This is a genomic window from Oceanihabitans sp. 2_MG-2023, assembly GCF_030547245.1.
Lineage (GTDB): Bacteria > Bacteroidota > Bacteroidia > Flavobacteriales > Flavobacteriaceae > Oceanihabitans.
In genome coordinates, this window is the sequence record NZ_JAUOQT010000001.1 from 870958 (window position 1) to 884605 (window position 13648).

17 protein-coding genes are annotated in these 13648 nt (G+C 32.1%); all 17 read right to left on the bottom strand.

Translation table 11 applies throughout. From position 1 onward, the window contains the following. A complete protein-coding gene (locus Q4512_RS03795) occupies positions 1–1203 on the bottom strand; it encodes a beta-ketoacyl-[acyl-carrier-protein] synthase family protein (protein WP_303421752.1) in 1203 nt (400 codons plus the stop codon). Between the two features lie 83 nt (positions 1204–1286). Continuing rightward, positions 1287–1544 carry a phosphopantetheine-binding protein gene (locus tag Q4512_RS03800; protein WP_303421754.1) on the bottom strand — a complete coding sequence of 86 codons (258 nt, stop codon included), beginning with the start codon at positions 1542–1544 and terminating at the stop codon, positions 1287–1289. A gap of 1 nt (position 1545) precedes the next feature. Next, positions 1546–2166: a 3-oxoacyl-ACP synthase gene (locus Q4512_RS03805; RefSeq protein WP_303421756.1), complete on the bottom strand. Its 621-nt coding sequence runs from the start codon at positions 2164–2166 to the stop codon at positions 1546–1548. 3 nt (positions 2167–2169) lie between these two features. Next, positions 2170–3231: a methyltransferase gene (locus Q4512_RS03810; protein ID WP_303421758.1), complete on the bottom strand. Its 1062-nt coding sequence runs from the start codon at positions 3229–3231 to the stop codon at positions 2170–2172. Between the two features lie 2 nt (positions 3232–3233). Further along, positions 3234–4379, bottom strand: coding sequence for a beta-ketoacyl synthase (locus tag Q4512_RS03815; protein WP_303421760.1), 1146 nt, complete (start codon positions 4377–4379; stop codon positions 3234–3236). Next, positions 4372–4812 (bottom strand): thioesterase family protein, encoded by a 441-nt coding sequence (locus tag Q4512_RS03820; RefSeq protein ID WP_303421762.1) that lies wholly within the window; start codon positions 4810–4812, stop codon positions 4372–4374. Before Q4512_RS03820 ends, Q4512_RS03815 begins: the two co-directional genes overlap by 8 nt. Further along, a complete protein-coding gene (locus Q4512_RS03825) occupies positions 4802–6067 on the bottom strand; it encodes an ABC transporter permease (RefSeq protein WP_303421763.1) in 1266 nt (421 codons plus the stop codon). Before Q4512_RS03825 ends, Q4512_RS03820 begins: the two co-directional genes overlap by 11 nt. Next, positions 6060–6803 (bottom strand): ABC transporter ATP-binding protein, encoded by a 744-nt coding sequence (locus Q4512_RS03830; protein ID WP_303421765.1) that lies wholly within the window; start codon positions 6801–6803, stop codon positions 6060–6062. The genes Q4512_RS03825 and Q4512_RS03830 overlap by 8 nt, the downstream gene beginning before the upstream one ends. Before the next feature lies 1 nt (position 6804). After that, positions 6805–7800 carry a BtrH N-terminal domain-containing protein gene (locus Q4512_RS03835; protein WP_303421767.1) on the bottom strand — a complete coding sequence of 332 codons (996 nt, stop codon included), beginning with the start codon at positions 7798–7800 and terminating at the stop codon, positions 6805–6807. Continuing rightward, positions 7790–8197, bottom strand: coding sequence for a hypothetical protein (locus Q4512_RS03840; RefSeq protein ID WP_303421769.1), 408 nt, complete (start codon positions 8195–8197; stop codon positions 7790–7792). The genes Q4512_RS03835 and Q4512_RS03840 overlap by 11 nt, the downstream gene beginning before the upstream one ends. Before the next feature lie 5 nt (positions 8198–8202). Next, a complete protein-coding gene (locus Q4512_RS03845) occupies positions 8203–8667 on the bottom strand; it encodes an ABC transporter permease (RefSeq protein ID WP_303421771.1) in 465 nt (154 codons plus the stop codon). Next, positions 8667–9089, bottom strand: a complete 423-nt coding sequence (locus tag Q4512_RS03850; RefSeq protein ID WP_303421773.1) for a hypothetical protein — start codon at positions 9087–9089, stop codon at positions 8667–8669. The genes Q4512_RS03845 and Q4512_RS03850 overlap by 1 nt, the downstream gene beginning before the upstream one ends. Beyond that, a complete protein-coding gene (locus Q4512_RS03855; RefSeq protein ID WP_303421775.1) occupies positions 9090–10223 on the bottom strand; it encodes a beta-ketoacyl-ACP synthase III in 1134 nt (377 codons plus the stop codon). An 8-nt stretch (positions 10224–10231) separates the two neighbouring features. After that, the gene (locus tag Q4512_RS03860) at positions 10232–11155 is read right to left on the bottom strand and encodes a flavodoxin (RefSeq protein ID WP_303421777.1); all 924 of its coding nucleotides are present in this window, start codon (positions 11153–11155) and stop codon (positions 10232–10234) included. A 113-nt stretch (positions 11156–11268) separates the two neighbouring features. Continuing rightward, positions 11269–12159: a lipid A biosynthesis acyltransferase gene (locus Q4512_RS03865; protein ID WP_303421779.1), complete on the bottom strand. Its 891-nt coding sequence runs from the start codon at positions 12157–12159 to the stop codon at positions 11269–11271. A gap of 21 nt (positions 12160–12180) precedes the next feature. Beyond that, a complete protein-coding gene (locus tag Q4512_RS03870) occupies positions 12181–12423 on the bottom strand; it encodes a phosphopantetheine-binding protein (protein ID WP_303421781.1) in 243 nt (80 codons plus the stop codon). A gap of 6 nt (positions 12424–12429) precedes the next feature. Then, positions 12430–13647 carry a beta-ketoacyl synthase gene (locus tag Q4512_RS03875; protein ID WP_303421783.1) on the bottom strand — a complete coding sequence of 406 codons (1218 nt, stop codon included), beginning with the start codon at positions 13645–13647 and terminating at the stop codon, positions 12430–12432. Position 13648 lies beyond the last annotated feature (1 nt).

Here is a 13648-nt window from a genome sequence, read left to right on the forward strand (position 1 = left end):
TTATTGCTCTTTTGAATATATTACGGTAGAACAATTTCCTCCAAAACCAAAAGAGTTTGACATTACGGATTGTAGTGGTTTTTCTTTTAATTCTAGCTGTGGTGTAATATTAAATTCCTTCATTTGCGTTTTAAAATTCAGATTTGGGTAAATAATATTGTTTTGTAGTGCTAAAACCGAATATATTGCTTCAATGGCACCAGCAGCAGCAAGTGTATGTCCTGTATATGCTTTGGTAGAGCTAAAATCTGGAACGTTATCTCCAAATATTCTTATAATTGCTCTTCCTTCAGATAAATCATTGTTTCCTGTTGCAGTACCATGCGCATTTACATAGTCTATATTTTCTGGTTTATAGCCTGCAACTTCTAAAGCTTTTTGCATAGCAAGAGTTGCACCATCTCCATTTTCTGAAGAAGCCGTTTGGTGATATGCATCATTAGCATTCCCATATCCTTTTACGTATGCGAGCACTTTTTTGTTTTCTTCTTGTACTACTTTATCGGATTCTAAAACTAAAAATGCTGCAGCTTCACCAAGGTTTAATCCTTTCCTATTCTCATCAAAAGGTGTATTGTAAGTGTCTGATAAAATCATTAAAGTTTTAAAACCGTTGATGGTAAATTTAGATAAGCAGTCTGTACCACCAACTACTACACGATCTAATTGACCAGATTTTATTAAACGAGCTCCAAGCATGATAGCATTTGCAGCAGAAGAACAAGCAGTACTTATGGTTGTTACTAAGCTTTTTTCTATACCTAATTGCGCTGCAATTTTTTGAGTAGAATCGCCAGCATGATGTCCTTCAATATATTTATGTGTGGCTTTGTTGGTTAGATAATCATAATAATAACGTTCTGTCATGTCCATTCCGCCAACACTTGTAGCCGAAATTAAACCAGTTTTGTAAGCGTTTATATTGGTAATACCTGAATCTTTTATAGCTTGTTTTGCTGCTATTGCACCAAGTAGTGCTGTTCTAGAATAATTATTATCTGAAGTTAAACCTAGTTGTTGCTCTAATGCTTCATTTGTAAAATCAATTTCTCCAACCATAATATCATTTACATGATTGGTTTTAATTTTAGAAACACGAGAGATTCCTTTTTTACCATGTATTAGGGATTGGTAATTTTCTACAACATTGTTTCCAATGGCAGAAATTATTCCCATTCCTGTAATAGCAACTCCTTTACTCATATAAACTTCCTGTAAAACAGGGTCTTTTTTTGGTTTCAGACCTTTCAGGATTTAAAACTTGAAAGGTCTATTTTTTGAATTTATTACTTAGATCTATGTTCTGTAATATAGGCTGCCATTGTATTAATAGACTCGAAAATAGAACGTCCTTCTTTTGGGTCTGTTAATTTAATACCATAACTTTTATCTAACATTACAATTAGCTCTAATGCATCAATGGAGTCTAAACCTAAACCATCACCAAAAAGCATATCATCGTTTGCTATGTCTTCTGTAGTCATGTCTTCTAGATTTAATTGCTCGATTAAATTCTCTTTTAATTCTTGTTTTAATGCGTCCATATTAGGTGTTATATAATTTTATTATGTCTTGTTTACTGTGTTTTGTAGTACCTGTGTTAGCTACTAAATATAAAAATGCTTCGTAATTTTCTTCTCCATCAAATTCTACCCAACCACAAAGTACTTGATCTGCTTTGTTGCTTGATAATAAACTATTTGTGTAGGTTAACAAATGTTCCGCATTTAAGTTTTCAAAGATAAAAAAACTATTTTCAGAATACAGCTTATATTTTATACTTATCTCACCAATACAAATATTTGGTAGTGTATAAACAAAAACTGCAGGACTTGGAAAGTAGCTTTCTTTATTTTGAATAGATATTTGATGTTTTCTGTCTGTGTCTAAACTAGAGGCTTTGTTAGAGAATACAATTGCAATATTGTTTTCCTCTTCTAAAGATAAGTTTTCATTTTTTAATAAAACATCAGCAGCTAAAAAAGCCAATTTACTTAAATTATCCATTTTAAAAAATTTTGGATATTTCGTGTTTTGGTTTTTATAGGCTGCTTTTATGAATGTTAAAAAAGAATTTTCTTCGTCTTTATATACCACAGATCCGTTTAAAGAAACTTGATTGTTCTTTATACTGCAATAGGATTTTATGTGGTGCTTGGTGTTCATTTGTTATGCTTTACTAAAGGTAAACATGGTATGATATTCTCCAATTTCTATATCCTCATTAAGTTGTAATCCAGCTTCTTTAGCTATTTCTTTAAATTCTGTTGCTTTATACATTTTAGAGTTACCATTGGCAATTACAGTAAAGTAAAGCGAGGTCGCTTCTAAAATGAATTTTGCGTTATCAAATTTTTGTCTGTCGGTAAAGGTCTCTATTATAATTAATTCGGATTTTTCGTCCATAGAGTTTACACACGTTTTTAGCACTTTTAGAATTTCTTTTTTCGAGAAACAATCTAAAAATTGACTCATCCAAATGGTTTCGGCATCACTAGGTATTGTTGGGTTATCGGAAAGCCAATCTATTTCATGGCCTTTAACTCTATCTTTAAAACCGGCTTTTTCCACATTTGCTTTTGCTTTGTTTAGTTGTCCAGGAAGATCAATCATAGTAATATTAACATCGCTATTGTAGGTGCAACATTTTACTGTAAATTTCCCTGTGTTTGCACCAATATCAAATATTTTTTTACGATCCTTTTTGAATAAAATCCCTAAAGCTTCAGCAAAAATGTCATCTGAATAATGATGGTCAAACTCAAACCAAGATTTTTGTTGTAAAGGTGTAAGTTGCGATAAGCCTTCGTAAACTGTGCTCCAATTACCTAATTCTTTTAATCCGGAAGGTTCTCCTGTTTTTATTGCTTCGTCTAAATGAAATAGGCCTTTATAGCATACTTCATTTGTAAAATTAATATTTACGTTAACCGTTTCGTTATATGCTAAAAAGTAACCAATAGTTGTTAATTCAAAATGAGCTGTTTCATTTTTTGAAACAATATTAGAACTTTCTGCAATCTCTAATAATACACCAACACCATATGTACTAAGTTTTAATTCTTCAGCAATTGCTTCTAAAGTTATCCCTCCTTTTTTTCTTTTTTCAAAAATCAGGTCGAAAACACCAAGTTTTCTTAATGAAACTGTTGCTTGAAATACAAATGGAGCGAAAGCAATTTTTTGTGCTTCTTGAATTGCGTCTATAGCTTTTATAGATTGGTTTGACATATTTAATTGGTTTTTTGAAATAAGATTGCTGTATTACAACCTCCAAATCCGGAAGCTGTTTTTAAGAATCTATTACTGTTTTTTTCTGTTGTTTTAGTTATTACGTTTATTGGTTTAGTTACTCCTAGGGTTTCAAAACCTAACGATCTATAAAGTGTGTTGTTTTTTAAGGCATGCATACCAACAATAGTTTCTACTAATCCTGAAGCTCCTAATGTATGGCCAAAATAGCCTTTTAAACTGTTTAGTGGTACTGTGCTTAAATTCATTCTGTTAAAAGCGATGGCTTCCATTTCATCATTAAACATGGTTGCTGTTCCGTGTGCCGAAATAAAATCTACATCTTGAGCAGTAATATTTGCTTGAGCAAATGCAGATTGCATACTTCTATATAATCCTTCTCCTGTTCTTGAAGGGCCAGAAATATGATTGGCATCGTTACAAGAGCCTTCGCCAATAATAGTAACTGCTTCTTTTGCTAAAACGGTGTTGTCGTTGGTTACTAAAACACTCGCTGCTACTTCTCCTATATTTATTCCTGTTCTGTTTGCGTCATAAGGTTTACAAGGAGCACTACTTAAAGCCTGAAAAGAATTAAAGCCAGATAAAATAAATTCTGTAATTACATCTCCACTAGTTATAAATATATGATCGTAAACGCCTTGTTGTATATATCTTTTGGCAATTGCAACTGCTAAAATTCCAGAAACACATGCGTTAGAAACTACAATTGCTTGGTTTTTAAAACCAAAAAAATCTTTAACTTGGTTACCGAGTTCTCCTAAATATGCTCTGTTTTTATGAAAAGGATTATTTTCATCTAAAGCATCTACATTTCCTTTTGTAGTAGAAATAATTAATCCTACACGTTGATTAATTTCAATATTTGAAGCTTTAATAACATTGTTTAAAGAAGAAATCATCATTTGTTCTAAACGTGTATAATTTCCTTTTGGTTGTAGTTTTTTAAAGTTTTCTTGTAGTTTTTCTGTTGGAATTAATGAAGTATAAAAAGGTTCAGGTAATATTGCTTTGTCGTCTATACGTTGTAAACCAGAAACCTCGTTATTAATTTTAGCAACAACAGCTTCACTGGTAAAGCCTAATGAAGAAATAATATTATTATGTGAAACGTACACTTTACTCATTTAATAAGCCTACGTTTTTTTTCCATTCCATAAAAAACTCTGGAATGGTTAATGATAAATCTCCTTCACCAATTTTATCTACAAATACCTGAACGGTTTCTCCTGTACAAACTAATTGCTCTTTTTGGTTATAAATTTCATAACGAAAAACCATTTTAGCGGCAGGACTATCTAGATAAATTGTTTTTATGGTAGCTATGTCTCCATAACGTAAAGGAAGTTTGTGGTCTGTACTTGATTTTACAATTGGTGTTGCATAGCCATGCTCTTTTTGGTCTAGATACGAAATACCATGTTTTCTACCAAAGGACTCGCGACCATCTTCAAAATATTGAATATAATTTCCATGCCAAACTATACCTAGAGGGTCTGTTTCTACAAAGCGCACACGCACTTGATTGGTATGTTCTACTAATTTTTTGTTAGACTGCATTTTTCTTTTCATTATAAACAATAGCAATTAATGTGGTTACTATAAAAAATAAAAATAGTAAACCTATTTCTGGTAGTATTTTTGAAAGCCCAGTATTTCGTAAAAATACATCGTAAAAAGCATTTAAACCCCAATTCATAGGAGAAATATTAGATAAAGTTTGCATAAACTTAGGCATAATAAAAACGGGTACCCAAACACCACCAAGAGCTGCTAAAATAACAACAAATGTTGCACCAAAAGGAGCAGATTGTTCTTGTGTTTTTGCAATGGTACCAAGTAATAATCCCAAGCCAATTGCAGCTAAACCAGAAAATATAGCAACAATAAAAAGTAGCGGTAAACGCCCTGAAACGTCTAGAGTAGGAAGTCCCATTGCAGGAAAAAGATATACGCCAATAGCTAACATTAGAATAAATTGGATAATGCAAACACAAAGGTATACTAGTGTTTTTCCTCCCAAAACTGTAGCGTAAGAAACTGGATTTGTACGTAAACGCACAAAAGTTCCTTGACTTTTTTCTTTAACTATATTAATAGATAAAGGTACTATTATAAAGAAAATAGCAAATAATGTCCATGCTGGAACGTTGTGCTGAACGGAGTTAGGTAATATTTCTTCGTCATTTTTTATAGGAAGAATTTCTTTAAAACTAATAAAACTATCGGTTTCAAAAATAACTTCAGCGGGATCGTCTGTTATTTGTTGTTGAAACGCTTTATAGATGGATTGTGTTTCAATTTTTGAAATCATTTTGTCGATTCCGTTTTTTACCGAAGACTTAAAAGTAAGCTGTGTTGCAGGGTCAAAATAAAGTTTTACTTCTTTTTTAGGAATAACAATTGCTTCTGTTTCATTTTCTTCTTCTAAACCAAATTTAGAAATAATACCTTCTACATTCTGGGTTACTTTTTTTTCTAAATCGGAAGATAAGTGCTCAGGAATAATAATAGCTAGCTGGTTCTTTCCTGAAAAAACCAGATCTTTGGCTTCCGTTTCTGTTTCTTTTACAATAATTTCAAACGTATTCGAGTTTGCTAATCCATCTTGAATGGTTTGCGAAACGGTACCTTTATCATTATCGACAATTAAAATGGGGATTTTAGTATCGCTAATGGTTTTAAACGTACTATCTTGAATAATAGTTATGGTAATAATAAGTACTAATGGCATAATAAATAATACCACAAGACCTCCAAAATCTTTAATTAGGAGTAAGTACTCTTTGTATGCTGAAGCCCAAAGTTTACGCATGATCTCTTAAGGCTTTTCCTGTTAAACGTAAAAACACATCTTCTAGATTGTGTGCTCCTTCATACTTATTTATAAGAGCTGCTGGTCGACCTGTAGTTATTAATTTACCATGATCTATTATTGCAATTCTAGAGCAAAAAGTTTCAGCTTCATTTAAATGGTGCGAAGTATAAATTATAGTAGTCCCTTTTTTGTTTAGATTTTGAAGAAACTCGATAATTACATTTTTAGATTGTACATCTACACCAACGGTAGGTTCATCTAAAAATAAAACTTTTGGTTCGTGTAAAATGCTAGCAATTAGGTTAATTCTACGTTTCATTCCACCAGAAAATGTTTCTATTTTCTTATTTGAAAATTGTGACAATCCTAGTGTTTGTAAGTATTCGTTAATTTTGTTGCTTAATTTTTTCCCATGTAATCCATACATACTTCCAAAATATTTTAGATTTTCGAAAGCAGTTAGAGTAGGATAGAGTGCATACTCTTGTGGTACTATACCAATAAGTTGTTTGAGTTCATTTTTATGCGTTTGATACGTTAAACCGTTTATGGTAAAAGAACCAGATGTTGGTTTTATTAACGAGCACAATATGGAAATTAATGTGGTTTTTCCTGCTCCATTTGGACCAAGAAGCCCAAAAATTTCTTTTTCCTCAATGAACAAATCAAAATCTACTACCGAAAAATTTTCGGCAGTTTTATATTTTTTAGAAACCTGTTCAATATTAATCATATTAAATAGCTTTTTTTAAAGCTTTAAAAAACACTTCTTCTTTGTCTGCAATAGCTTCTAACTGCGTTGCTACTTCATTATAACCATCTGTTTTTGCTCCTCTATTTTTATAAATACGAGATGCATCTACAGCAAAATCACGCCATAAATCACCGATTTTTGTCATTTCTTTTGCAAGTTCAGTAAGCTTAGGATTGTTTAAAATTTTGCTTGATTCTTGTAAAAAGGCAGCAAAAATATAGCGAAAACCTCCACCTCCAGTTCCTATTTCTTCTTGCATTCTTACAATTTGTCCTAAGTAATGATTTGCTTTTTTAGTCCCTAATTTTTTAGGCCATTTTCTAATTTGTTTTGCAGTAAAACGAATTCCTTTTACGCCAATAATAGGCATTGGAGCTAACATATCTCTGCAGGTATGTTTTATTCCTTTTAGAATTGCTTTTTCTAAATTCAATTCTTTAGGGAAGTTTGTTGGGTAATATATATGTCCTTTTGGAGGTAATGCGCCTTTAGCAAACCTTACTTTTTCGAGTTCTTTTGCAGTTAAAGTAGTTACAGTTTCCATTACAGGATCGCTAATTAAATATGTGTCTTTTTCTTTGCCATAAACGACTAAGTTGTGCGCATTAAAATGAAAGCGATACTCATCCGGAAAATACGTTAGGTTGTAAACACCAACTTGTAAACCAACAGGGTTATTATTGATTAAATTTTCGTCTAATCTAGCTTTAGCTTTTTTAGGATCTTTAAATTTTTCTCGTTCTATTTTTATACCAACACGTTTTGCAAAACGTTTAAAAATAAATCCAGGCATTGCTCTGTATGTAATAGCTGGAGCGTGATTAACTTTTAAAAACGGAATATAACAAAATAGTAGTCCAGATCCAATACCAAATACCATTGGCTCACTTACATTAAAGCCATGGTGTTTCATTAAATTAGAAACCACACCATTTTCGCAATGCGCAGATTGATGGTGAGTAAAGTTAATTTGCATGGTCTAGGTTTTTTAGTTGGTCTATAGTAATTTCAAAAACCTCTGCATATTTTTGAAGGGTTTTATTAGATAGTTTATGGAATACTTTTGGTTTAAAATGACGTTTTACTCGCCATTGCCAAATACCAACATAACTTGCTAAAATAGGAAGATCCATTTTATGTAGTTCCATATAATATTCTATTGGACTAGTTATGTTGTTTTTTACTCTTTTTTTTGCGTCTGCAACACGTTGATTAATGTCTTCGATTGCATTATCTAGTGCAATAGTTTTAGGGTCCCAACCAGTTGTGTGTGCTGTTGTATATTCGCCATTTTCGTCTACAGCATAGCATAATTCTCTAAAATTTGCTGACTCTAGGTTACTTTTATCTTGAGGTACTTCGCTTTTTTTCATCACCTTTAACTTTTAGGCATTTCTTGAATAAACAAATTCATTTCACAAGATAATAATTCTTTATTTGAGGATGAAATACTGCATTCTAAAGTACAAATGCTATAATGATCTGCGTCAAATCTAGATTTTAAATTTGCTTTAGATATTATGGTTTCTCCAATTTTTGGAGAAGCAAAAAGAGTTACTTTTTTTATTGCTGAAATAAAGCCTATTAATTTTGTGCCTTCACCTTCTAAATCATCTTCTTCAAAATAACTTTTACCAACAATAGAAGAGCAGGTTTGCGCTGCATTTTCAATTAAACCAACTTCGTTAAATACGTTGTTTTCATCTGTAAAAATACAGTCTTCTTTTATTTTAAAGGAAGTGGTTACGTGTTCATCATCAATAGATATTACATGGTCTACCATTAAAAATGGCGCACGATGTGGTAAAAATTTTGTGATATCTAGTGACTGAAAATTATTCATTAGTTAGCAATAACTGTTTTCATTTGAGCAAAAGCAATTTCTTCTTTTTCCTGGTTAAAAGCTTTAACTTCTACCATGGTTACCCCCATAAATTCATGAAGTATAGTTGCTTCTGTTGTAATGGTTTCATTTAATTTTGGAAGTTTGTTTACATCTACTTTTTTAATAGATCCTATATAGCCAGTTGGTGCTTGTTCTCCTTTTAAAAAAAAATCGTAACCAGTATGTAGAGCAACTGTTTGTGCTAGGTTTTCAATGATTCCAGGTTCTAAAAAAAAGTTGTCTTTTACAAAAAGATTGGTGTCTAAAATAGTGAAGCTGGACACAATTTTATCGGCAGAAAAATCTAATAAAGTGTCTACCATTACAAATGGTGTTTTCTGCGGAATTAAATGTGATATGTCTGTTATTGGTAAAATCATTTAGCAAACAGTTAAAAGTGCATAAGCATAGGCAAATCGAGCGCTTTCCGGAACAGAGAGTAATATTTTTTCTCCTTTTTTAAGTTTACCTGAATGTACAAGTTCTTCTAACATAATGTAGATTGAACCTGCTCCAACATTACCGACTTTACTTAAATTCATGAACCAATTTTCCCAAGGGATTTCAACGCCTTGTGCTACCATTTCTTTATATAAACTTTCTTTAAAATAATAAGAAGAAACATGGGGTAAATAATAATTAATGTCTTCTGGCTTCATATTGTGTTTTGCGATAGCTTTTTTTAAACTATCAACACCTTTTACTAAAATATTTTCGCCAAGAAGTTTTACATCTTGTTTCATTGCGAATAATGATTTTTTACTCCATTGGTCTGAAGGATATTCGCTCCAAGGTTTTAAAAATCCGTCTTTTAGTTTATCACCTCCAGCATACATACATGCTTCTACTTCATGCGCATAGGAGTAGCCTTCCATCCATTCTATTTTTAATGGTTGGTTTCCTTTTGGCTCACTTTCTAATAAAAAAGCACCAGCCCCATCGGATAGCATCCAACGTAAAAAATCTTTATTAAAGGCTAATATAGGATTATCTTCTAATGTTTCTAGGTGTTTTAATTCCTCTTCAAAAGTATCCGACATCATCCAAGAAGATGTACGCTCAGATCCAGTACATACTGCATTTTTGGTTTCACCAGACTTTACAGACATGTAGCCATATTTAAGTGCATTCATACCAGAAACGCAAGCTCCAGATGGAGAGTTTATTTCAAGGTTTCCGTTTTTAAGAAATCCATGAACCATTGCAGCATGTGAAGGTAAAATTTGATCCGGACTAGATGTACCGCAAGAAAGCAACTCTATGTCTTTTGCTTTAAAATCTTGGTCACATAAAGCAACAACGGCTTCTTTGGTTAATTGCGCATTGTTATGTGTTATGTTGCCATTATCATCAATAGCATAGTATCTCGTTTTTATTTGATTGTTTCTTAAAACAATTCGTCTTCCTTTAGAAGTTTTACCGTTTATTATACCTAATTTTTCCTCCATTTCGTCGTTTGAAATTGGACGATTTGGTAGAAATTTTGAAACTTTGTTTATGTAAACGTCTTTCATTTTATGCCTTACTCTATATATTTTACAGAAGAATAGTATACTCTGTCTTTTTTTATTTTATGTATTGAAAACACATAAGTCAACAAAAATAAGATAAAAACAATAGGTGCAATAATCCAAATGGCAAATAATAAGTAATAACTAAAAAATTTAACCCAAAAAGCACGTTTTTTACTGTTTTTATTGCCTTTAGATTGAATTAAATTTGCCCATTTAGAAAAAAGGATGTTTGCACGCTTATCAGTTAATACCAAAAAAGGTTTAATTTTTACCGCATTTGCATGTAAAAAAGCGTCTTGTAAATTGTTGAAATTGTTCTCTTTTAAGTGTTTTAGTAGGATACTGCCAAACTTACCGGCTTCGTCAATGTCTTTTTGTGAAACTCCTGGTTTAGGAAAAATGCCAAGATAGCGTTCTTTTTTTCCTGTCATCATCCATTTTGCAATAGTAATAACGCTTATGTGGTTTATATGTCTATCTACTAAAGCAATATTGCCAACTAAATTAGCTTCTAGGTCTAGTAATTTTTTCTTCATTTTCTCTTGTGCCATAATCCACATATTCCTACAGCCAATAACAGTAATTACTGGCGTATTTTTGAGTATTTTTTTGGCATCTGTTGTATTTAAAAATGAATTTATAGGAATAGAAGGTGTTAAGTACCAAATTTGATAACCTAAAATTATGAGATCATATTTTTTATTAAGTATGTCTAAAGAAATTGGTTTTACTTTTTGTGGTATTTGTTGGTAAGTTTCAGGAAAAGCACCATAAAAATCCTTCTCTTTCCAAGGGAAAGGAAAAGGTTGTTCCATTTTTATTTCATGATAATCTACTTGAATAGCATCACTAGTTAAAGGAGAAACAATGTTGTTCACAATTTCGGTTAATTGACCTGATTGTGAATAATGTATTACTAAAACGTTTTTCAAAAGTTATAATTTTTGGTAATTTCGGAATAAAAGTCTAGATATAGAAGTTTCCCTCATTGTAAATAATAGAACTTATTAACTTTTACGAAAAGTATAAAAAAATAATAGCTTTCTTAATTATTTTTATTGAAAGTTTCCCAAAAATCAAAATAGTTAAACCATTGTAGCGGGTACTTGTTTAGCATCCAAGATACACTTTCTGTGTATTCTTTTAATAATGCTTGGGCATCTCTATGTTTTGCTTCTGCTTTTCTTGTAAAAAGATGGTAATGTTTGTTGGTTTCTTTCATTACGTATACAAATAGAACAGGGACTTTTAAACGCGATGCAAGCATAAAGGGTCCTGCAGGGAATTTTGCTACTTGGTTTAATAAGTCTTGCGTTAAGTGTTTAGAGCCTTTAATATATCTGTCTCCCGTAATTACAACAAGCTCATTTCTTGTTAGAGCGGCATTGATTTCAAATATATGACCTAAATCTTCTTGTATTAAAATAAGGTTTACTTTAGGTTTTTCTGTTACACTTTCTAGGTATTCTTTAATATTAGAATGTTCTGCATCTGTGGTTAAAATACTTATAGAAGTGTTTTCTTCTAACTCTCCAAAAAAGTGTTCTGCAATTTCAAAATTACCAACATGTGCACTAATTAAAACACCTCCTTTTTTTTGTTTTAAAGCATCGTTGATAAGCTCAACACCATCAAAATGATAAGTAAATTTGTCTCGTAAACCTGAAGATATAGCTATTTTGTCTATAATCGTTTGTCCAAATACATAGTAGCTTTTATAAATATTTAAAAAGCTTTTTAGTTTAGAGTTTTTTCGTCTTTCACGAAAATAATAGTAACTCGCTCTTGTGCTATCTCCAGCAAAAAAGCAAAAGTAAAAAGCAACAAAATAGAGGATAAAGTATGCAGAGCCAATTCCGAAAGTTTTCATGCAAAACACAAAAATTTTGTATCCAAAAACGGTTCCTCTGGACTTTCCTTGCCATTCAGCAGCCATAAATATTTAAAGTAAAATGGTTTAGCTTAATTTTTTTTCTATTAAGTCATAGAAGTCTTGAAGCGATTCTACATTTACAAAGTCTTCTCCAACTAACTTCACGCCAAAGTTAGACTCTACAGCTACCACAAGGTCCACAAAGTCTAAGCTATCTAATTCTAGAGTGTCTTTTAAGTTCGCTTCAGGAGCTATGTCGTCTGCTTCAACTTCAAATTCATCTATAAGAAAGTCGTTTATCTTTTCAATAATAACTTCTTTAGTCATATTGTATTATAATTTTTTTATTATTAATGCTGAATTTGTTCCACCAAATCCAAATGAATTGGACAAAAATACATCAAATTTTTTATCTAGCGTTTTACTTACTAGATTTAATTTTTTTGCATCTTCATCTGGTTCTTCTAAATTTATGTTTGGTGCTATGAAATTGTGCTGCATCATTAGCATAGAATAAATAACTTCGCTAGCTCCAGCCATCCAACACTCGTGACCAGTCATAGATTTAGTAGAGCTAACATAAGGACCGTTTTCGCCAAAAACTTTAACTATTGCTTTGGCTTCATTACCATCACCTACAGGAGTAGATGTTGCGTGCGCATTTACATAATCTATTTGTGACGCTTTTAAATTCGATTGTGAAATGGCTTTAGACATTGCTCTTGACGGGCCGTCTACATTTGGTGTGGAAATATGTTCCCCATTTGATGAAAAACCATAGCCAATAATCTCGGCTAAAATTGGTGCGCCACGTTTTATTGCAGATTCGTAACTTTCTACAACTAAGGTTGCAGCTCCACCACTTGGTACTAAACCGTCTCTATTTTTATCGAAAGGTCTAGATGCTTTTTCTGGGTTTTCTAGGTTCATGGCAAAAACACCAAGGCCATCAAAACTTCCCATTGCATATTTGTTTATTTCTTGAGCTCCTCCACAGATAATACAATCTTGTAAGCCGCTTTTTATAAGTTGGTAAGCCATACCAATAGCGTGCGATCCACTTGCACATGCAGCGCTAATAGTGAAATTTACCCCTGTAAGCTTAAAAAGCGTAGAAAGATTCATGGTTACAGTAGAGTTCATAGCTTGAAAAATAGCTCCAGAACCAACAAGTGTGGTGTCTTTTTTCTCTCTAATTTTATCTACGGAGTCTACAATAGCCTTTGCAGTACTATCATTTCCATATAAAATACCAACTTCATTATTTTCTAAAAAACCGATATCTATTTTTGCGTTTTCTAATGCTTCTGTAGTTGCTACATAGGCATAGGCACCTTCGTCTCCTAAACTTATGCGTTCTCTTCTGGAAAGCTGTTTTTTAAGATTTGGTTTTTCCACCATTCCGGTTAAAGGGGAACGATAGCCAAAGTCTTTTCGTTCTTGGTCGTAGACAATACCAGACTTTCCATTATATAGTGAATCTTTTACTTCTTCTAAGTTTTTTCCTATGCAGGAATATATTCCCATTCCCGTTATAACAACACGTTTCATA

Bases quoted from the DNA above. Each gene is read 5' to 3' on its own strand.
- Q4512_RS03795 (WP_303421752.1), bottom strand. From the start codon at position 1,203: ATGAGTAAAGGAGTTGCTATTACAGGAATGGGAATAATTTCTGCCATT.
- Q4512_RS03855 (WP_303421775.1), bottom strand. From the start codon at position 10,223: ATGAAAGACGTTTACATAAACAAAGTTTCAAAATTTCTACCAAATCGT.
- Q4512_RS03845 (WP_303421771.1), bottom strand. From the start codon at position 8,667: ATGAATAATTTTCAGTCACTAGATATCACAAAATTTTTACCACATCGT.
- Q4512_RS03870 (WP_303421781.1), bottom strand. From the start codon at position 12,423: ATGACTAAAGAAGTTATTATTGAAAAGATAAACGACTTTCTTATAGAT.
- Q4512_RS03825 (WP_303421763.1), bottom strand. From the start codon at position 6,067: ATGCGTAAACTTTGGGCTTCAGCATACAAAGAGTACTTACTCCTAATT.
- Q4512_RS03810 (WP_303421758.1), bottom strand. From the start codon at position 3,231: ATGTCAAACCAATCTATAAAAGCTATAGACGCAATTCAAGAAGCACAA.
- Q4512_RS03820 (WP_303421762.1), bottom strand. From the start codon at position 4,812: ATGCAGTCTAACAAAAAATTAGTAGAACATACCAATCAAGTGCGTGTG.
- Q4512_RS03830 (WP_303421765.1), bottom strand. From the start codon at position 6,803: ATGATTAATATTGAACAGGTTTCTAAAAAATATAAAACTGCCGAAAAT.
- Q4512_RS03815 (WP_303421760.1), bottom strand. From the start codon at position 4,379: ATGAGTAAAGTGTACGTTTCACATAATAATATTATTTCTTCATTAGGC.
- Q4512_RS03850 (WP_303421773.1), bottom strand. From the start codon at position 9,089: ATGATTTTACCAATAACAGACATATCACATTTAATTCCGCAGAAAACA.
- Q4512_RS03800 (WP_303421754.1), bottom strand. From the start codon at position 1,544: ATGGACGCATTAAAACAAGAATTAAAAGAGAATTTAATCGAGCAATTA.
- Q4512_RS03805 (WP_303421756.1), bottom strand. From the start codon at position 2,166: ATGAACACCAAGCACCACATAAAATCCTATTGCAGTATAAAGAACAAT.
- Q4512_RS03865 (WP_303421779.1), bottom strand. From the start codon at position 12,159: ATGGCTGCTGAATGGCAAGGAAAGTCCAGAGGAACCGTTTTTGGATAC.
- Q4512_RS03835 (WP_303421767.1), bottom strand. From the start codon at position 7,800: ATGCAAATTAACTTTACTCACCATCAATCTGCGCATTGCGAAAATGGT.
- Q4512_RS03875 (WP_303421783.1), bottom strand. From the start codon at position 13,647: ATGAAACGTGTTGTTATAACGGGAATGGGAATATATTCCTGCATAGGA.
- Q4512_RS03840 (WP_303421769.1), bottom strand. From the start codon at position 8,197: ATGAAAAAAAGCGAAGTACCTCAAGATAAAAGTAACCTAGAGTCAGCA.